The sequence below is a fragment of the Rhizobium sp. NPDC090275 genome, from assembly GCF_044772225.1.
Lineage (GTDB): Bacteria > Pseudomonadota > Alphaproteobacteria > Rhizobiales > Rhizobiaceae > Rhizobium.
The window spans coordinates 12,528-30,566 of the sequence record NZ_JBIVYL010000023.1 but is presented as its reverse complement, the minus strand read 5'-3'; the positions used below and the strand labels follow the sequence as shown (position 1 = coordinate 30,566).

Annotated in this window: 16 protein-coding genes and 1 pseudogene; 12 read left to right on the top strand and 5 right to left on the bottom strand. The window is 56.6% G+C overall.

Translation table 11 applies throughout. The features are described 5' to 3' along the window. Positions 1-560: 560 nt before the first annotated feature. A complete protein-coding gene (locus ACIQUB_RS31150) occupies positions 561-1,472 on the bottom strand; it encodes a DMT family transporter (protein ID WP_402935785.1) in 912 nt (303 codons plus the stop codon). A 75-nt stretch (positions 1,473-1,547) separates the two neighbouring features. Here ACIQUB_RS31150 and ACIQUB_RS31145 point away from each other — a divergent pair, with 75 nt between their 5' ends. Next, positions 1,548-2,147: a CGNR zinc finger domain-containing protein gene (locus tag ACIQUB_RS31145; RefSeq protein ID WP_402935782.1), complete on the top strand. Its 600-nt coding sequence runs from the start codon at positions 1,548-1,550 to the stop codon at positions 2,145-2,147. Positions 2,148-2,876: 729 nt separating this feature from the next. Here the strand turns inward: ACIQUB_RS31145 and ACIQUB_RS31140 are convergent. Beyond that, on the bottom strand, positions 2,877-3,740 hold the full coding sequence (locus ACIQUB_RS31140) for an SDR family oxidoreductase (protein ID WP_402935779.1): 864 nt from the start codon (positions 3,738-3,740) through the stop codon (positions 2,877-2,879). A gap of 205 nt (positions 3,741-3,945) precedes the next feature. Here ACIQUB_RS31140 and ACIQUB_RS31135 point away from each other — a divergent pair, with 205 nt between their 5' ends. After that, positions 3,946-5,058 (top strand): NADH:flavin oxidoreductase/NADH oxidase, encoded by a 1,113-nt coding sequence (locus ACIQUB_RS31135; RefSeq protein WP_402935776.1) that lies wholly within the window; start codon positions 3,946-3,948, stop codon positions 5,056-5,058. A gap of 313 nt (positions 5,059-5,371) precedes the next feature. After that, the gene (locus tag ACIQUB_RS31130; RefSeq protein ID WP_402935773.1) at positions 5,372-5,848 is read left to right on the top strand and encodes a hypothetical protein; all 477 of its coding nucleotides are present in this window, start codon (positions 5,372-5,374) and stop codon (positions 5,846-5,848) included. A gap of 360 nt (positions 5,849-6,208) precedes the next feature. Here ACIQUB_RS31130 and ACIQUB_RS31125 read toward each other — a convergent pair whose 3' ends face one another. Beyond that, positions 6,209-6,793, bottom strand: a complete 585-nt coding sequence (locus ACIQUB_RS31125; protein WP_026283665.1) for a TetR/AcrR family transcriptional regulator — start codon at positions 6,791-6,793, stop codon at positions 6,209-6,211. Positions 6,794-6,926: 133 nt separating this feature from the next. Here ACIQUB_RS31125 and ACIQUB_RS31120 point away from each other — a divergent pair, with 133 nt between their 5' ends. Both ACIQUB_RS31120 and ACIQUB_RS31115 read left to right on the top strand, forming a co-directional pair. Further along, positions 6,927-7,949 (top strand): NADP-dependent oxidoreductase, encoded by a 1,023-nt coding sequence (locus ACIQUB_RS31120; RefSeq protein ID WP_402935770.1) that lies wholly within the window; start codon positions 6,927-6,929, stop codon positions 7,947-7,949. Between the two features lie 136 nt (positions 7,950-8,085). Further along, positions 8,086-8,254: pseudogene (locus ACIQUB_RS31115) on the top strand (SDR family NAD(P)-dependent oxidoreductase); the annotation flags it as partial. A 110-nt stretch (positions 8,255-8,364) separates the two neighbouring features. Here ACIQUB_RS31115 and ACIQUB_RS31110 read toward each other — a convergent pair. Then, positions 8,365-8,766 (bottom strand): hypothetical protein, encoded by a 402-nt coding sequence (locus tag ACIQUB_RS31110; RefSeq protein WP_113237717.1) that lies wholly within the window; start codon positions 8,764-8,766, stop codon positions 8,365-8,367. 353 nt (positions 8,767-9,119) lie between these two features. Between ACIQUB_RS31110 and ACIQUB_RS31105 the strand changes: the two genes are divergently transcribed. Continuing rightward, complete coding sequence (locus tag ACIQUB_RS31105; protein ID WP_018902117.1) at positions 9,120-9,740, top strand: DUF1684 domain-containing protein; 621 nt, start codon at positions 9,120-9,122, stop codon at positions 9,738-9,740. A 1,037-nt stretch (positions 9,741-10,777) separates the two neighbouring features. On the opposite strand, the gene ACIQUB_RS31100 is transcribed toward ACIQUB_RS31105, so the two are convergent. Next, positions 10,778-10,942 carry a hypothetical protein gene (locus ACIQUB_RS31100; RefSeq protein WP_402935765.1) on the bottom strand — a complete coding sequence of 55 codons (165 nt, stop codon included), beginning with the start codon at positions 10,940-10,942 and terminating at the stop codon, positions 10,778-10,780. 109 nt (positions 10,943-11,051) lie between these two features. On the opposite strand from ACIQUB_RS31100, the gene ACIQUB_RS31095 reads away from it, so the two are divergent. The 6 genes from ACIQUB_RS31095 (at position 11,052) to ACIQUB_RS31070 (ending at position 17,728) form a co-directional block, all read left to right on the top strand. Next, the gene (locus ACIQUB_RS31095; protein ID WP_018902114.1) at positions 11,052-11,339 is read left to right on the top strand and encodes a PRC-barrel domain-containing protein; all 288 of its coding nucleotides are present in this window, start codon (positions 11,052-11,054) and stop codon (positions 11,337-11,339) included. 948 nt (positions 11,340-12,287) lie between these two features. Further along, complete coding sequence (locus ACIQUB_RS31090; RefSeq protein WP_402935762.1) at positions 12,288-13,265, top strand: magnesium transporter CorA family protein; 978 nt, start codon at positions 12,288-12,290, stop codon at positions 13,263-13,265. 135 nt (positions 13,266-13,400) lie between these two features. Next, positions 13,401-14,849 carry a hypothetical protein gene (locus ACIQUB_RS31085; protein ID WP_402935759.1) on the top strand — a complete coding sequence of 483 codons (1,449 nt, stop codon included), beginning with the start codon at positions 13,401-13,403 and terminating at the stop codon, positions 14,847-14,849. Further along, on the top strand, positions 14,827-15,657 hold the full coding sequence (locus ACIQUB_RS31080) for a hypothetical protein (RefSeq protein WP_402935756.1): 831 nt from the start codon (positions 14,827-14,829) through the stop codon (positions 15,655-15,657). The genes ACIQUB_RS31085 and ACIQUB_RS31080 overlap by 23 nt, the downstream gene beginning before the upstream one ends. Then, on the top strand, positions 15,657-16,808 hold the full coding sequence (locus ACIQUB_RS31075; protein WP_402935753.1) for a hypothetical protein: 1,152 nt from the start codon (positions 15,657-15,659) through the stop codon (positions 16,806-16,808). The genes ACIQUB_RS31080 and ACIQUB_RS31075 overlap by 1 nt, the downstream gene beginning before the upstream one ends. After that, the gene (locus ACIQUB_RS31070; RefSeq protein WP_402935750.1) at positions 16,802-17,728 is read left to right on the top strand and encodes a hypothetical protein; all 927 of its coding nucleotides are present in this window, start codon (positions 16,802-16,804) and stop codon (positions 17,726-17,728) included. The genes ACIQUB_RS31075 and ACIQUB_RS31070 overlap by 7 nt, the downstream gene beginning before the upstream one ends. Positions 17,729-18,039 lie beyond the last annotated feature (311 nt).

The following is an 18,039-nucleotide window of genomic DNA, read 5'->3' as shown; positions in this document are numbered from 1 at the left end:
CTCATGGTCAGCCTTCGTCTCTTCGACATGCCATCTCCTCACGTTCGAAAGGAAATACATGCCAAGGTTGCTGACCCAGGGACACTGCCTACGTTAAAAAGCTGTCCGGTATCAAATCGGAATCGCGTCCGGTTAATTTTCGGAATCGTGTCCGATTTTTGATCGGAATGCCGTCCGGTAAATCATCGGAATCCACAGCATCCGATTCAAACGGATCCTACCAGACGGTCGACGTGTTCATCTCGTTGACGACTTTCAAATGCCAGGTTGTCTCAGACTCCATGCGAAAAATGGTCAGCTGAACGGTGCGATTGTCCCTTTCGTACGTTGTGCAGAACGGCGAATAGATGATTTCGGGGTCTTTTTCCAAACGAGCCACCTTTTTTCTGATGTGCCATGGGATGGGCGCTTTGATCGCACACCTGATGAGAACCTTCAACCAAGCCAGCGCGCTGCTGGTGCAGTATGACACATGGCGGATGTCTTGTTGTTAGCGCCCCTGCATTGCCTTTTGCGTGGTTCCGATGCCCTAAGGCAGAACGAGGCGGAGCACGGCGACATTACCTGGACATCTTGCTAGGCGCCACTTTTGCACCGTAGAGGCATACCGCCGCAGACAAGAGCATGAAGCCCATGCCGACGAGGTTGGTAGCGGTCAACGGCTCCTGTGCCAACACTGTCCCGACTGCGACCGCAATAGCTGGTGATACAAAGGCAAACATGCCTGCGCGTGTCGGCCCCGCATCCCTCAGGAGCTGGATGTAAAGCCGGTAGCCAATCAGAGAGCCGAAGATCACTAGGAACAACCAGCCACCGAACGCCTTCATGGTCCAGTTGGAAGCCGCCAAGTCCGTGAAGTCTTCGCCGGAGATTGGGGCCGCAGCAGCGAGCAGCAATCCGCCCAAGAATGTCGTCGCACCGGCGACGGCGGTGCTACCGTGCTTCGCAATCATCGGCTTTGCCAATACCGAGCCAAGTGCTGATGATGCGGCAGCCCAGCATACGGCAATGATGCCGATCCATGCTCCCTCGTCGTAGCTTACGCGATTTCCTCCAACGAATAGAAGATATAGCCCAATCGAACCGACGGCCAGGCCAAAGGCTGCTGGCCAACTCCATGCTTCCTGCCGCATAAAGATCCCAAACACGAACAAGCAGATGGGCGTCAAAGACATTTCCAAGACGGCAGCGGTGCCGGACGGAACTTTTGTCATTCCCCAGAACAGCGGCCCATAGCACAGGGCGATCATCAGCAAGCTGGCGATACAGATTGGCAGCCAGTCCGCGGCCAGTGCCCGCATCGAGGAACGGTGCCAGATCGCTATCGTGAGAAAGACAGCCCCTGCTGTCACAAAGCGTAGGGCCGCAAATAACATGGGTGGCAAGGTCGTCACGCCGATTTTGACAGCGATCCAAGTCAGACCCCATATAGCGCAAAGTATCGCGAATTTCCTGTAGTTTGACGCTGACATGGTGTGGACCCGATCGGTGTAACGAGTATAATCCGTTTATACCGTTACAACTCACGCGCCTGTATCCTGTTCCATATGGCAAAATCAGTAGAAGATATGCGACTGAGCGGCGGCCATCCCGCGCTCGACTTTGTGAACACCGTCGACAGCCGACGAAATCGATGGGGTCCGGATTTCCTTGGCGATTACATTGACGTGATCGCTTTCGGTAGAAGGGTCGATCTCGTTTCGGACGTGCAAGCAGCTGGTTTGAAGCAGATGGCGAAAAAAAATCCTGATGCGGCAACGAAGGCTCTGGAAGCTGCGGTAGAACTACGGGAATGTCTCCACCGTGTCTTTCTGCGTGAGGAGATGGGCGGGAAACCAGACATGCATGACGTCGCCTATATCGGCGCAGTGGCAACAGAAGCTCGCGGCCGCCAAGCGCTGGTGAACCGCTCCGGAGACTGGACTTGGGCGCATAGGATCGAAGCACCCAGCGACCTTGTGCACGTTCTTGCCTCATCCGCCGCAGAGCTTTTGACAACACGATCCGAGCGGCGACCTGTGAAGGAATGCAAGGGTGATAACTGCGGCTGGCTGTTCCTTGATAGATCAAAGGGAGGGCGGCGGATTTGGTGCTCAGAAGAGAGCTGTGGCGTCCACAGCCGGGTCAGGAAATTCCGAAGCCATTGAGACGCTGACGCGGATATCCATCCAGTAATAGACATGCCGCGCAGGAAAGCGTTTGCTGGTTCCAAGCTGGACCAGCCGCCTTCTTATATCGCCATCTCGCGGGTGCGGGTTGATTATGCGTCCAGTCCGACTAACGGAATAATTTGTCTCGACGTCACCTTCTAACTCTCCGTCGACCAATGAAAAAAAGTGTCGTGCTGCTTCCAACCGACCCGCAAGTCTGCGACTAGGCCAGAACGGCGCAACGAGCCATATTTACTGGGTGGACACTTAGCTATGACGAGAGACCGTCGAACATGATGACTTCTGCACAGATGCCGGCCTTTGTGCAAGAGGTCCGGATTTCCGCAGCGATATTATTGCCGTAACCGGCGGTCGAGAATGCCTTTCGGCGCTACCGCGGGAACCCAACCCGTCACGCCAGCAGAGCTTACTTTGGCGTTGCGCCGTAGCGCTTTCTGATGGGGACGGTGATATCGTCTGGGTTGGCGATCGCGGGCTGCCCTTGCTGGGGCCCGCGATAGTCGTCAAATGGGGCGCGTCTTCTTCCATGACACAGCCCGCAGCGGCCAGACTGCCTCCTTCAAGCCAACCTGGTTTACGCGACAACTTGCTTGAGTGAGCAATCTTGCAGTGCTCGACTGCTGACGCCAAAAAAATTCCCTGTCTAGAAACATGGTTCGAGACTTCGATTGATCGGCATTTTCGGCAAGCGACAGTCACTGACCGCTAAATCATGATTTCGCCGCCCGTAACGGGAACGACGGCACCCGTCATGTAGCTGCCAAGGTCGGAGGCAAGCAGTACGTAAGCCCCTGCCAACTCTGCCGGCTGCCCAGCGCGTCCGATCAACGTGTTTTCACCAAACTTTGCCGCTTTTTCCGAAGGCATTGTCGATGGTATCAACGGTGTCCAGATCGGGCCGGGCGCGACAGCGTTTACCCGAATTCCTCTTTCGGCCACCATTTCCGCAAGCCCCGCAGTGAAGTTTGATATCGCGCCCTTTGTCGACGCATAGGCGAGCAATTGAGGCGAGGGTTGGCGCGACTGGATAGAGGTCGTGTTGATGATCGCGCTGCCCGATCGCATGTATGGAGTGGCAGCTTTTGAGAGGAAGAAAGGCGCGTAAATGTTCGTGCGGAACGTCCGATCCCACTCTTCGACAGAAATGTCGCCGATGTCGGCATATGTCCGCTGAAACGCTGCATTGTTAACGAGGATATCGATGCGGCCGAGCTCTCGGACCGTCCGCTGGATCACCTCGTTGCAGTGGGTCTCCGTTGTCAGGTCTCCCGGGATGAGAACGGCCTTACGACCGGCTTCTCCTACCCACTTTGCTGTGTCCTCGGCATCGTCATCTTCGTTAAGATAGGCAATCGCAACATCGGCACCCTCGCGCGCGAAGGCGATCGCTACAGCTTTGCCGATCCCGGAGTCGCCACCTGTCACCAAAGCAACTTTTCCCTCGAGCCTACCGTTGCCGCGGTAGGACTGCTCGCCGTGATCGGGAGTGGGTTGCATTTGTGCCGTATAGCCGGGCGGCTCTTGCTGCTGCTCGGGGTAGGGAGGGATTGGATATCTGTCATCGGTCATGGAAGCCTCCTGGATTGGTCATGACCTTAACAAACATGCAAGGTAACGGTTCCTTGAAAACGCCCCACTGCGGCGGGTAAAGTTTGCTGGGGGCGAATACCCCTGCCGCGGAGAACGTCGTTGCCGTGCCATGCCCCTGAAGAACCAAGTTGCTATATTGTCGAGAAGCCTAACCAATGGGTGGACCGACCTTGAAGGAAAGACAATGTCCAAGACCAGACTATTTTCACCCGTCAGTGTCGGTTCTCTTGAGCTTCGCAACCGCATCGTGATAGCACCGATGTGCCAGTACTCCGCAATTGACGGCGAGATGAGTGACTGGCATCAAATCCATTTGGGCAACCTTGCACTCTCGGGGGCGGGCATTCTGACTGTCGAGGCAACGGCGGTCTCGCCCGAGGGAAGAATCTCATACGGCGACGTCGGTCTCTATTCGGACGGTTGCCAGGCAGCGATGGCACGCGTGCTAACTAGCGTGCGCAGGTGGTCGGACATCCCGATCGCCATCCAGCTTGGTCATGCCGGGCGCAAGGCCTCGACAGAAAAGCCGTGGCTTGGAGGCCATCAGATCAGTCCGGGTAGCGATAACGGCTGGAAGACCGTAGCGCCAAGCGCTATCCCGTTCAAGGACGAGTACGATCACCCGGAAAGCCTCGACAAAGAAGGTCTTGCGCGCGTCAGAAACGCGTTCGTCGACGCCACGAGGAGGGCTTCTGAGTTGGGTATCGACGCCATACAGCTACACGGCGCACATGGCTACCTCCTTCATCAATTCCTTTCGCCTCTGTCCAACAGGCGCACCGACGAGTATGGCGGTTCTCTCGAAAATCGCATGCGGTTCCCGCTCGAAGTATTCGATGCGGTCAGGGAGACGTTCCCATCCGGCAAGCCTTTGACGATGCGAGTGTCGGCGACCGACTGGGCCGAAGGTGGCTGGGACACCGATCAGACGGTTGTCTTTGCAAAGGCGCTCGAGTCGAGAGGTTGTTCGGCGATCCACGTTTCCACAGGCGGGCTGGCATCACATCAGCAGATTGCTCTCGGGCCCAACTATCAGGTGCCGTTCGCTCGCGCCGTTAAGCAGGCCGTCGACATTCCGGTCATTGCTGTCGGTTTGATCACAGAGTTCGAGCAAGCGGAAGGCGTTCTGACGACCGGCGATGCTGACCTCGTCGCTATCGCCCGGGCAATCCTTTATGATCCGCGATGGCCTTGGCATGCCGCGGCCCATTTCGGGGAGACCGTGCGAGCTCCCGATCAATATCTCAGGAGCCAACCAAGGCAGTATCGGGACCTATTCGGTTCACCGGTCAGGTGATGCTTCAGCAAAAACACGACCCAGCGGCCTAAGCGAAGCTAAAGAAAATCTCATCCCCGCCGAAACAGGGGGAAGATGGTCAGACATCACAATGGCCGGAAAAATCGAAACCCGCTTTCTTCAGCGCGCCTGCGCGATCGGTTGATGCCATAGTCTTCGAGGCAGAGCACCAAGCTGCCCGTGCCGCCTTCGTGGTGGTGAGGTCGTTAGAGCAAAGCCTGCCGTGACGACCAGTATCTAAGCTAATCGCATTCCCTGCAATGGGTGAACCCAAGGGCTCTTTCGGCGTTAACAACCAAACAGGAGATCACCAATGCATGAGCGCAAAGATATGACGTCGGGTTTCAAAGCAGGTTCATTGAATGGAGAGCTCCAGAAAGCTCAGAGTGTAGACGCCGGACCGATTGACCGCCCTACTGAAAGGTTTGACGAGGTACCCCAGGAGATCACCGATGAAGTAGAGCGTAGCGCTCCTCTGGATTACGTTCCCGCGAGCGTGGAGCTGCATCTTCGCTACAGCGACACACGTGCGGAACTCGAGATCTTGCGGGGCCGACTTGAGCGCATAAAAGACGACGTCGCGGGTATCGTCAAGGCTCGCATGGAGTGGGCGGACGCGAGTGCACATGCTCAGCTTGGCGATTATCCCTGGGCGAAGCTGGCAGCTGCCATGGCCGCAAGTTTCGTAGCAACGAAAGCCCTGCGCGCCCTCCCACTGGCGGCAGCAGGGTCTGCCGTTTTGCCGCTAATTATTTCGGCTATGCAGCGAAAAGCGCGGAGCAGATCTTAAATGTTGTTGGAGGACGTCGGGTCGGGAAGTGCGTAGCTTCATAGTCGGTCAGCCTCGCGGCACCGCAAGGTGACAAACCCTTCATCTGGCTTTGTGAGCATTAATCGATGCCAAGGATGCTGGTCATCGTGGTGGAAGGGACTAAGAGTTGATTAACTCGACCTTAGGCGGCGCCACCAGCGCCGTTGGCTCTAGATACTAAAGTCTGATCGGACCGATCTAAGTCTTGGAAGTTGCAGTCACCGTCGGATGTGGCAACACAAAATTGCGACCGAAGGGGTTGACGTCGAACAGAACGGCAAACAAAAGTCTGCAGCCGGCCCGAAGGGGTCGAACACTGCCTTAGGATTCAGAACGCATTCAAGCGCTGGGCCACGTGCTTACAGCCTGTCTTGCGATGGCCGTCAATTTTTCCCGCGAAAAGCCGGCTTTTGCCTGAACGGCAATGCCATGGGCGACCGCAAGGATATAGGCAGCAAGAACGGCGGGATCGGCATCAGACGGCAGATCGCCTTCGCGTCTCGCTTTTTCGAAGCGCTCCCTTAAGACGGCCTCACCGTCGGCGCGCCATTTGATCAGAGCCTGGCGGCTGGCCTCGGATTCGTCCGAGCCCGCAAGCCCGCCATTGATGCCGAAACACCCGGCGCGATCTGCATAGCGCGTGTTGAGTTCCACGGCGCCTTCGAGCACCTGCCACGCGACGTCGCGCGATCTGTCATGGCTGACGGCCTCCCAAACGTAATTGCCGTAATGCGATCCGTACCGCTCCAGCGCTCGGAGGAAAAGCATGTCTTTGTTGCCGAAGGCTGAATAAAGCGCGGGCCGCTCGACACCGGTTGCGGCCACGAGGTCGGAATAAGACGTGCCTTCAAAACCTTTGCGCCAGAAAACGGCCAGCGTCGCTTCCAGCGCGTCCTCCACATCAAATGTCCTCGGACGTCCCATGGCCCTGTCGTCCCGTTGCCGATCGTCGTTTCACAATGATCGCTTGTAATGCGCTTGACAGCGCATGTCCAGTTTCATAATTGTCATTACGTAACAACCATTATGAAATGTTGATCAGATACTGAGGACGATGATGGCCGATCATTCCAATCGCCAATTCACGCTTGCGGCCCGCCCCGATGGTCCGGCAAAACTGGCTGATTTCAAGCTCGTGCGGACGCGCATTCCGAAGATAAGCGAAGGGCAGGTGCTCTTCCGCAACGCGCTGTTTTCGATCGATCCATATCAGCGCAACCTGATGGGCAACGGCTCTTCCGAATGGCCCACCATCGCTATCGGCGACCCCATGGGCGGCCCGACAGTCGCCGTGGTCGAGAAAAGCAGGCACCCGGATTTCGCCGCCGGCGATACCATCCAGACCTGGTCCGGCTGGCAGGACTATGCGGTGTCGGATGGCTCGGATATTCGCAAGCTTGATGAAGCAGTCGCACCGCTGTCGACAGCCCTTGGACCGCTTGGCCTGACCGGCTTCACCGCCTGGTACGGGATGACCAAGATCCATGATTTCAAGCCGGGCGGTACGCTTGTAGTGACCGGAGCCGCAGGCGCAGTGGGCTCGACCGCAGCACAGCTCGGTAAATTGCGTGGCCTTCGCGTCGTCGGCGTCGCTGGCGGACCGGCCAAGACCGCTTACCTCAAGGACATGCTCGGTCTGGACGATGCGATCGACTACAAAGCTGCGGATTTCGAAGAGCAGGTCAAACGTGCGTTACCCGATGGCATCGACGCCTTCTATGAAAATGTCGGTGGCCCGATGTTCCCAGTGCTGATGGAATATTTCAATCCGCATGCCAAGATGGTTATCTGCGGCACGATCTCGGATTATAGCGACACAGAGATGCCCAGGGGCATCAACTATCTGCCGCGCCTGATCACGCTGATCCACTACCGTTTCATCGCCATCATGGCCTTCGCCACACCTTATGTCATGGACACGTTCCCGGAGTTTCTGGCCGAGATGACGCCCTTGGTGACCAGCGGCAAGATCCGCTACGGCGAGGAATTCGTCGACGGTTTCGAAAAGCTGCCCGCGACGCTTCTGATGCTGTTCGACGGCAGCCACAGCGGCAAGAAACTGATTGTCAAGGCCGAGTGATCTTGTGCCGCCGCCTCGGCGGCGGTGCCTTCCCTTGGGAGCAGAGAGATCACTGATCGCTCCTCGCGTTCTTCCCGAAGAGCGCCTCGCCCCACGCAATTACGACACGGCCCTGAAAGAGCGAAAGGACACCTTCATGACTGATCTTGCAGGCAAGCATGCGCTTGTCACTGGCGGTTCGCGCGGCATCGGCGCCGCCATCGCCTTGGCCCTTGCCGACCAGAACGCGGATCGCCATCAGCTACGAACGCGCCGAGGATCGTGCCCGGCAGATGGTCCAGGCGATTGAAGCCAAAGGCCGACGCAATCAAGGCCGACAGTGCCGAGCGGTGCGGGATATCTCAGGGGCGATGCTCTTTTCTTCCACTGGCCTCTTTAGCGATAAAATGGCGATCAAATAAAGGTCAGATGGGGACTACGAAGCCGTGGCAGATAGGATTCCCGCCCCAACCGCTTCATTATCGAGGCCAGCCAACTTTGCCAGAACGTCTTTGAGGTCGATGGGTGTGAATGGCACTTCCTTTTCGGGCTCTACGCGCGCAGGGCCTTCCGAACTTTGCAATCCGGCTTTAGTGACCTCGTTCACGAGACAGACGGACAGTAGCGAAAAGAAATGGTGGGCCTTTTTTAAGACAGCGGCGCTTGCGATTGGCAAATCTATCACCGGCTCAAGCGTCTTGACCACTCGCCGCGCACCGCGTCGCAACTCCTTTGGCGCGGTGTTATCTGAGACGATCGCGGTGGCAAGCGCAAACATCGCGCGGTAGCTTCGCGCCACTTGGGCTTTTTCCAGCCAATCGAGGTAACGGTAGGTCATTCACGGATAACGTTCGGTCTGCCGGAAAGTGTCGCCCTCGAGAGCAGTGACGGCGGCGACCGTTAACCGAGCGTTAATGCTGTTTTAGGCGTTGCTCATGTGCGGCGGTTCGCTTGACTTCTGCCTTTTGATTTTGGCGCTTACACCGGCATTTTTTGTCTTTCGGATCTTGTCGATCGCGGATGTTGCATATGTTTTGCATTTCAATTCGATAGTGCCCTTGGCAGCGATGATGCAGATTCTTCTGCTTTCGACGAGCGGCATTGGCATCTTGCCCAAACGCTGATGGCGCGTTGTCGGCAGCGACGCTACTGACCAGTGCCTTCGACAGGCGTCCAAATGGAGTAATGTAAATGATCGAAGTCGAACTGTGGGATTGGCGGCAAACTGTCACAAATCTCTATTTCCAGATACGGCAACTCGAAAACCCTGAAGCAGCATGGCGGATGTGGTGCGACACACGAAGAGCGTTGTTTCGATCCCATCCGCAATCACCTATCGAGCCAGACACTAAGGACACGTACCTGGGGCCCGCAGTATTTCCGTACGATCCGACGCTGCGTCTGACAGTCGGGTTAACGACCCCTCGCGAAGAACGGTTCGCTGTCGCGACGGGCGACGACGGGCAGATAAGTTTGCACGCATTCGCCCGAACCAACGGCCTCGCGGATAAAGTCGGCAGCGAATTGACCCTTTATTGGATTGAAGGCTATGGCGGCGGTGTTTTTCTGCCGTTCGCTGATGCCACCTCAGGAACCGAGACATACGGCGGTGGCCGCTACCTGCTCGACACCATTAAAGGTGCGGATCTCGGTTCAATACGCCCAGATCACACCATGGTCCTCGATTTCAATTTCGCTTATTTCCCGTCGTGCGCTTATTCCGCACGTTATGTTTGCCCGCTCGCACCCTCGGGCAATCGGCTGAAAGGAGCCGTGCGGGCCGGTGAGCGAATACCGGCGACGAGTAGATAGACTGCGACTCGTTGGCTGGAATCAAGTTTCTCGCCTAGAAAAGTGCCCTTCTATCTACCCGGTGCTGCCAAACCGAGATTCCTCCTCTGTTCATAGATCCACCCGGTTTCTGGCCGTTACTCCTCTCGATCAAGTGCAAGCGTGGACGTCTGCGAGGCATCAGGGCGTCCGTTAGTTTTAGACGGCGCGAGAGACGCGCCGATCTCCGGGATGTCGAACACGCCTGCGTCGGCGCGGCGTGCATGATCGGCCGAACCGCCCGAATTGTCCTTGTATTCGCCCTTTCTACTGAACTCGTGACTTGGGACGAGACCGGAACCATAAGGGCGGGGCTTTCGGCAACCATCGCGTCAAGGTCGGCGGACGGCAGTCCGCTATGATGTCGGGGTGGCGAACGGTGCTCGCCCGCGTCTGGGCGGAGTGTCGCTTGAGGTCGTTTGAAGCAAGACTCTGACGGCGGCGCCAGCGAGGAAACAATGCTTAAAAAGGCGAGTCGTAGCCCTGCCTGGCACCAGGTATCATTTCGATGACACAACCGTTTTGCCGCTGATCAATTCAGCTGTGAAGCAACGATCTAACCGGCAGTGGGGGAGCATCAAAGGACAAAGGTCCGGCCACTTGTGTGCTTGTCGTCCGAACCGGGTCAAACAGGATCCAATGGTTCTGACGTAGCGAAAGTGGCACCTCCAGCTAACTCTCTCAGCGCTTTTCGCCAAGATGAACGCAGGATGAACAAAATTCTGAGCTATGCGTTTCTTTTCCAGCCGAGAGGAAATGTCAGATGTTTCAAGCAAATGCATCAAGCTTCGCCAGCCCCTTATCCGGTCTCGCCGGGGCAGCGGCCACACTGTCGTCCGCTTTGGCGTATGCTGTTGAACTCACCGACGCCAGGATATCGGTTGTCGATGACTGTGGTGTCATCGTTCTGGAGGGAGAAGCGCCCTCGAATTGTTTGGGTCGTATCTCAGACATCGCGGCAAGCGTTGTGGGTTCGAGATACTGCAGTCTGATCAAACCGATCTAGGTCCTGGGAGCAGCTATCTCCATCGGATGTGGCAACACCAAGTTGCGCGCGAGAGGTTGGTGGCGACCATGGTGGCGAGCACCGTGGCGAGCGCGGCTACGAGGCTGACGGTGACGACCACCAGGATCTGCGCCTCCATCGGAGATCTGGTGAATCCCGGCCAATGGTGTCTGCTCATATCACTCGGGTCGCCTTGCGGACCGATCTTTAAGGGGATTGACCAAATTATCCGGGAACAATCGGCGTCATATACGATTGTTAGTGCGTAACAGACCAAGGAGATCGTTATGGACCACACCAACCACGTCCGTCTTACCGCTTCCGAACTGACCGCAGACAACCTCGAAGGGGCGACCGTTTACGGTGCGGACGATCATAAGGTCGGCTCCGTCGACCATGTTCACGGCACCAATAGCGTAGTGATCGATGTCGGCGGTTTCCTTGGCATCGGCGCGAAGCCCGTTGCCGTTCCGTTTGCAGACCTCGATTGGATGCGGGACGAAAGTGGCGACGTACACGCGGTAACGTCTTGGACTAAGGATCAGCTGAAAGCAATGCCTGAACACAAAGACTAAGGGTCAGCCATCAGTCGATAGTGACACGTGTGGCTCGGCGTCTGTCGGGCCACGTTTTATTTTCTATACGCTGTCACAGCCTCTTTGGGCAGCAGAGCCGCCTTGGGATTGCGAGCGTCGCGTTGAGAGTTGATGATATCGATCGCGATCTCGTCCAAATCTGAATCGATCTCGGCGCTCGGCTTGCGTCATGGAGTGTTTCAGTTAGAAATTACTTGTCCTGTTGCGGCCGCGAACGAGAGTCCAGCTCCATCCTGCCTGGACTGGACGAGACTGATCGCAGCGGTGAGGGCGCACGGCCGTTGCTACTGTCGACCAAGCATCGCACGGCCTGTGTGAACGGTTCGATTTGGTCGTCGGATAGGGACATCAAGCATTGCAACCTGACGAGCCTCCTGCCTTCGATTTTGTTCCCTTTTTGCCGGTGCAGCTCCTTTACGCTGCCGTACCGACCTGGTGCGGTCGCCAAGTCCAACGAAAACGACAGCTGCGGCCAGCCCCAACCGCGACGTGTCCCGGAGCCCCGTGACAAAGGGGCCTTGTCGCGTCATGCGTCGCGCCCTGCTTTACGAGCGCAGTCACCCCCGCGCCCGAACAAAACTCGAATTGAGCGAGCGACCGGTTATTAAATCCCGTTCGCTCGCTATTGAATCAGGATGAACGCACGCTAAGTGCCTGCGATGAAAGCGTTTCCGACACCAACTAAGAAAGTCGGGTTGTGGTTGTTGAGCCAGTGAAGGGGTCGGGTGCCAGCAGCCACCCCAACCCTTTTTTGTCAGTTAAGCATCATGGAAGGCAATGTTCTCGGGAAATTCCCGCGTTCGGGCGTTTACGAGCAGGCAGACCTTCGAAGGCGCTTGAAATCGCTTCAGGAAGAGAAATCTAAGATGCCGACCTGCGTACTAAATACGAGCGACCGAGATTAACCCCGCAGTTCGGAGTAGCAGCGTGCTGAAAGCAATCTCTTGTGGACGCGAGCCAGCGGACGTTGAGCTTGCTTCGGTGAGCCTTCCTGAGGGCACGGTTTGGATCGATTTGCTCGATCCCACTAGCGAAGAAATCGATTGGACTGAAAGGAACCTCGGCGTCCGAATACCCTCTCGTGATGACCTTAGCGAAATCGAGCTGTCTAGCCGATTGGCCAAAGAAGGGGAGAATATATATTTGAGCGCTCCGGTAATCGGAGCAGCGACGATCGAGCATGCAGACCTCACACCTGCTGGCTTCATCGTCACGCCGCATGTACTGATCACCGTTCGGTTCGAAACTTTGCCAACCTTCGATATTGTTGCCCAACGGCTGGAGCACGACAAAACTTTGACCACCGGCATGGCAGTCTTCGTCGCATTGATGGAGGCCATCGTTGACCGTGGTGCCGACGTACTTGAGCACCTGGCTTCTGCCGTAGATGAGGTCTCTAAGGCGGTGTTCCGCGGCAACTTGAGGGGTTCGGGCTCCTCCAAGAGATCCGACTTCACACTGCGGCATGCCCTTTCGAAGCTCGGAAAGTTGGCAGACCGATCCTCTAAGGCCAGAGACGTCCTACTTGGTGTGGGAAGGATGGCCGCCTTCACCTTGGATATGTGCCATACTCAGTTGTCCGATGGCTTTCACGATCAGCTTCACGCGGTTTCCAAGGACATCTCATCGCTCAGCGACTATGAGGGACACCTTTCAGACAAGGCTCAATTTCTTTTGGATGCCGTCCTCGGCTTCATCACGATCGAGCAGAACGACATATTCAAGGTCCTAACCATCGCCTCCGTCGTAGGCGTCCCGCCAACTCTGATGGCAGGAATATGGGGTATGAACTTCAAAGTCATGCCGGAGCTCAACTGGACGTTTGGCTATCCGTTTGCTTGGGCCGTGATCGTAGCGAGCGGTGTTGTTCCACTGATATGGTTTTGGAAACGCGGCTGGTTTTGAACAAGACGCCTGACACACATTAACCGTGGTCAGCGATTAAATCAGCAAACGGCTGTTCCTACTGGACGGCCTACAACCTGTGGGGTAGGCATTGCGCATTAAGATAATCGCAACCATGTTTCCGACGAGGACGCCTTGCCGTTTGAAGCACTGAACAGACTCTGGTCGGGCGTTCGCGAATCCAGCCACGATTTCCGTGCCTCGACGGAGATCTTCCCACAGCTCGATACCGAGAAGCTTATCCAGACGTTGGACGTCCGTGGAAAGGGTGAAGAGAATGGCCGGGTCAATCGTCCGGCAACCTCGGCTCAGTCCTTGGATGAAGTCGAGCAGCGGATTGTTGCTCGTATCGAACAAGAGAAGGCATCGGCGTACCAAACTCTCGAGGACCAGTCACAGACATTCGATGCCAGATTGCGGAACCTGGATTTCGAGGGGCAGTTTGGACTGATCCGTCAGGCCAATGCGTCCAGTCTGTCGGACTTCAAGGCCGAAATTGCCAGCGGGGTCGACGAACTGCATGGGCTGCGACGCGATCTCAAGATCGCGGAGGACGAGATGACGTCGTTCAAGCGAAAGCATAGGCTCGATCGTGCGGCGAAGGTTCCTAGTGCGGGCTCAACAAGTGTCAAAATCGCCTTGCTTGTGGTTCTCGTCCTCGTTGAAATCGTCATGAACGGTAACTTCCTCGCCAAGGGCAGCGAACAGGGTATTATCGGTGGCATCACCGAGGCCGTCGTCTTCGCTGTCCTCAATATCGGCGCAGCGTTGCTGTTCGCCATCTTCTGCGTCCGTAATCTTGTGCATCGATCCTGGCTGATGAAGCTGTTCGGTTTGGTGGGCTTGGCTGCCTATGTTGCTGTCGCTCTTGCCGTGAATCTTGCCTTGGCTCACTATCGCGAGGTGTCGGCAACCATACTCGAGGGTGCAGGGACAGAGGTCATCCGCCGCATTCGGGAAACTCCGCTCGGATTGATAGAGCTCAATTCCTGGATGCTTTTTGCCATCGGGATTTTCTTCTCGATTTTGGCGTTCATCGACGGCTGTATGTTGACCGACCCATATCCTGGTTTCGCTGGGGTTCAACGGCGATTGGACGAGGCGCGGCAAAATTACATATCCGGAAAACTCGATTTGATCGACAACCTTCGCGAAATCCGCGACGAGCACAATAGTAAGATAGAGGAGATCGTTAGGGACCTGAGCTCACGTCGCCAGGAAACTGCCGCAATCATCGCGCACCGAACGCGGACCATGGGGCTTTTCGCCGAATATCAAAGTCACCTCGAACGGACCGCCAATTCCGTACTCACGGCGTATCGAGAGGCCAACCGTGCCGCGAGAACTGACGCTGAGCCCGCATATTTCGCGGTCGCTTACAAGCTTGAGCGCATCACCCCGGTGGTGAAGACTAGCGATGACTGGGACGATCGCGTTCTCTCCGAACGAATTCAAGTCGCCCAGGCTGAACTGAGCGATCAAATCAACAAAATCGGCTCCGCCTTCGAGGCCGCTGTCGCGCAATATCATAAGCTCGACCATTTATTCCCGGAGGCAGGCGTTGGCTCGCAACAGGCGGCGTAGCAGTCGGTCAAGAAGACGCGGCTTCTCGGCCGGCGCTGTAATCGGAACGATCGCTCTTTCGACCGTGGCCGTTGCAATGATCGGGGCGTTTGGGTGGATCAAATATCAAGCGATGTCGACGATCTCGTTAGACAAGACTTCTCTTTGCCCGACAACCGGAGCAACGAGCGAGACAGCGATATTGCTTGATGTGACGGATCCGATCTCCGAAGCTACGTCGATCGATCTCAAAAACCAATTTCAGAGGTTGGTTTCCAGTATCCCAGTCAACGGCGCAATCGACGTTTTCGCTTTGACCGCTGAAGAGGGCAAGCTCGAGCGGACTTTTCATGGTTGCAATCCTGGCAGTGGCGCTCTCGCCAACGAATGGACGAGCAATCCCAAGCTCGTGCAGCAACGTTGGGAAAAGGGTTTCCAGAAACCCTTGGACAATATCGCGGGCAAACTCGGCTCCGGCGCTTCTGGCGAGTTCTCTCCGATCATGGCGGGCATCCAGCGGATAAACCTCGAGGCGTTTCAGCCCTTGCCTGCGGGTATAAGCAAAACCTTGTACGTAGCCTCGGACATGGTCGAGCATACGACGGACTTTTCCAGCTACCGTGATGGGGTTTCGATCACCAAGTTCGAAGCCAGCCCCGCGCGGGAAAAGTTCCGAACGTCCTTAGATGGAGTGCAGGTCAAAATCCTTGCTTTCCAACGGCCAGCCCAGAAGTTCAAGATGGAAGACCTTGCTACGTTCTGGAAATCCTGGGTGGAAAAGAACAACGGGGACTTCGCAGGCTTCACCCGCTTGGAGGGGTTGCAGTGATGGCGACAAGCGATACTGGAAGGACTGCATTTCGAGACTGGGCTCCGATCACGCTGTTCGCAGCTGTGACGATCGGTGGGATGGCGTTTATCTGGTCGGCCAAGCTGGCAGCTTGGTCCACTTTTGTCGTGACCGCAGTTCCGCTGACGCTGATGGCCATCTACTTCCTGGCCTCTATCGCGCTCGCGGGCTTCCGGCTCCACAATGAGCAGGCGGGCGACAACCTATACTACATGGGGTTCCTTTTTACTCTTTCTAGTCTTGGTGTCTCCCTCTACCTGTTTGCGGGAGAGACCTCGATCGAGACGATCGTTCGCAACTTCGGCATCGCGGTGACATCGACAATCGCTGGCGTGACGTTGCGCATCCTGTTCAACCAGATGCGCCGCGATCCGATCGACATCGAACGCAGCGCCCGCCACGAGCTGGCCGAGATGACGAGACGCGTGCGCACCGAACTCGATACCTCGGCCCGCGAGTTCTCGAACTACCGTCGCGTCAGCAACCAGATGCTGACGGAAGGCTTCGAGGAAATCGGTCGTCAAGCCGAAAAAAACGGCGAGGAAATCCGCAAAGTGATCGAGGCGATCTCCAAGGAGGCGATTATCCCGATCCAGGAAGCTGCAACCAAACTCTCGTCCATTATCGAGGACCATAACAAGTCAGTCACCGACCAGGCAGCGGCAGCCACTAGGAAGCTTACCGAAACGACAGATAAGCTCACCACGATCATCGACAAGTTCGGTGTAGCTGTCGAGGGCGTCGGGACACGCCTTGGTGAAATCAGGAAACCGGAGGACGTGATCCGGTTCGAGCTCACCCCAGCAATCGACGCAATCAAGGACATGACGGACGTGCATTTGCGCAGGATGGAGGAGGGGGCCGCTGAGACCCGTTCCCAGGCAGCGAAGCTAGACGAGACACTCGGGCCACTCGCCAACATTAACGGCAAGCTGGATCGAATTGCGCAAGCCATCGAACGCCACAGCCCAACGCTGTCCCCAGCTATGACTCCATCGACTATCGACATTATCGGCCCCACCGTGAGGGAAGACACGGCGGCGGAGGCGACGAGCGACACATTGCAGGAGGCCCGGCCGGGGCCAACGGGTTCGGGCCCTGAGCTGAAACGGCGGCTGTTTAAATGGTGACGAAAGCGGAAACCAGCCCAAGACTTGAACACAAGGGCTACAACCGCGGGCTCATTCTCGGCCTCACGATGGCAGAATCTATGCTGTTGTTGGTGTTCTGTCTGCTTTTGGTTGCTGCCGCAATGATTACCGCCGAGCGAAAGCATCGCTTGGACGCGGAACAGCGGCTGGTGAGGCTTGAGCAACAAAACCAGAAATTGTCGGCACAGCTTGTCGAGGCGCAGGCGAAGCTCGGCGGTCCCTTGACGCCGGCGGACCGGGCAAAATTCGAGAGCGAATGGCGCGAACTTGTCTCCGCTCGCCAGATCATAGACGGGCTCAAAATGAACGACGCGAGCCCCACTGATCTGGAAAAGCTTGCCGCTGTTTCGAAAGTCCTCGCCAACAATAACGTTCCACTAGACCAGGCAGCGCGCAAACTCGAAGAGATGCTCAAGGGCGACATCCAACCGCACGAGTGGCCTCCGATCATCAATCTCTCCGAAGCTGGAGGCTACTACTTTACCTCAGGCAGCGCGGCGTTGACACCCGCGTTCGAGGGGAAGCTCGAAACTTCGATCGCAGAACAGATTTCCAATAACCTCGAACGCTATAAGGTCGACGTAGTCGAGGTGATCGGTCACACTGATGAGCAACGCGTCGCAAGAAGCACCTCCAACCTCGACGACGCGTCGATCGGTGTGATCGACGGCCGGCTCCCGGTCGACGCTCTCCAGCCGGCGGATAATGCTGGGCTCGGGCTTGCCCGAGCAATCGCGGTTGCGAACGTCTTGAAGGCCAATCCAAAACTCAAGGGCGTCACCGTGTTACCGATGTCAGCGGCCCAGCTTGTCGTGCCAGGTGATAAGCTCACCGCGGGACAAGCAGGGGATGTCCAAGAGCGTCGACGCATCGAAATCCGGATCCGCAGACGTGCGTAGTCCCTCCAGCCCTGACTTTAGCGCGAACCCATTCAACTCGCTATTCTCGGCAGGCTAACTCTGCGGCAATCCAGCTGGCGCAACGTAAGCCGAGCAACCGCAATAGCCCGCTATATGACGTCGCCGCTGGGCAACGGTGTCCAACTTCGTCGCCTACGATCTCAAGTTCAATCATCTGTGACGAATACCCAAAGAACTTAGAAGTGATAGATCGGTACGAGGTCCACAGCATCGCTGACACCCGGCGCAAGCCACGTCCAAGTGTTTATTCTCTCTGTTCGACTGGTATCGTCAGGTCCACAAAGCCGCAA

Coding starts and splice junctions, on each gene's coding strand:
- ACIQUB_RS31120 (WP_402935770.1), top strand. CDS start 6,927: ATGGCCGATCATTCCAATCGCCAATTCACGCTTGCGGCCCGCCCCGAT.
- ACIQUB_RS31150 (WP_402935785.1), bottom strand. CDS start 1,472: ATGTCAGCGTCAAACTACAGGAAATTCGCGATACTTTGCGCTATATGG.
- ACIQUB_RS31135 (WP_402935776.1), top strand. CDS start 3,946: ATGTCCAAGACCAGACTATTTTCACCCGTCAGTGTCGGTTCTCTTGAG.
- ACIQUB_RS31070 (WP_402935750.1), top strand. CDS start 16,802: ATGGTGACGAAAGCGGAAACCAGCCCAAGACTTGAACACAAGGGCTAC.
- ACIQUB_RS31130 (WP_402935773.1), top strand. CDS start 5,372: ATGCATGAGCGCAAAGATATGACGTCGGGTTTCAAAGCAGGTTCATTG.
- ACIQUB_RS31075 (WP_402935753.1), top strand. CDS start 15,657: ATGGCGACAAGCGATACTGGAAGGACTGCATTTCGAGACTGGGCTCCG.
- ACIQUB_RS31105 (WP_018902117.1), top strand. CDS start 9,120: ATGATCGAAGTCGAACTGTGGGATTGGCGGCAAACTGTCACAAATCTC.
- ACIQUB_RS31140 (WP_402935779.1), bottom strand. CDS start 3,740: ATGACCGATGACAGATATCCAATCCCTCCCTACCCCGAGCAGCAGCAA.
- ACIQUB_RS31125 (WP_026283665.1), bottom strand. CDS start 6,793: ATGGGACGTCCGAGGACATTTGATGTGGAGGACGCGCTGGAAGCGACG.
- ACIQUB_RS31095 (WP_018902114.1), top strand. CDS start 11,052: ATGGACCACACCAACCACGTCCGTCTTACCGCTTCCGAACTGACCGCA.
- ACIQUB_RS31110 (WP_113237717.1), bottom strand. CDS start 8,766: ATGACCTACCGTTACCTCGATTGGCTGGAAAAAGCCCAAGTGGCGCGA.
- ACIQUB_RS31100 (WP_402935765.1), bottom strand. CDS start 10,942: ATGAGCAGACACCATTGGCCGGGATTCACCAGATCTCCGATGGAGGCG.
- ACIQUB_RS31145 (WP_402935782.1), top strand. CDS start 1,548: ATGGCAAAATCAGTAGAAGATATGCGACTGAGCGGCGGCCATCCCGCG.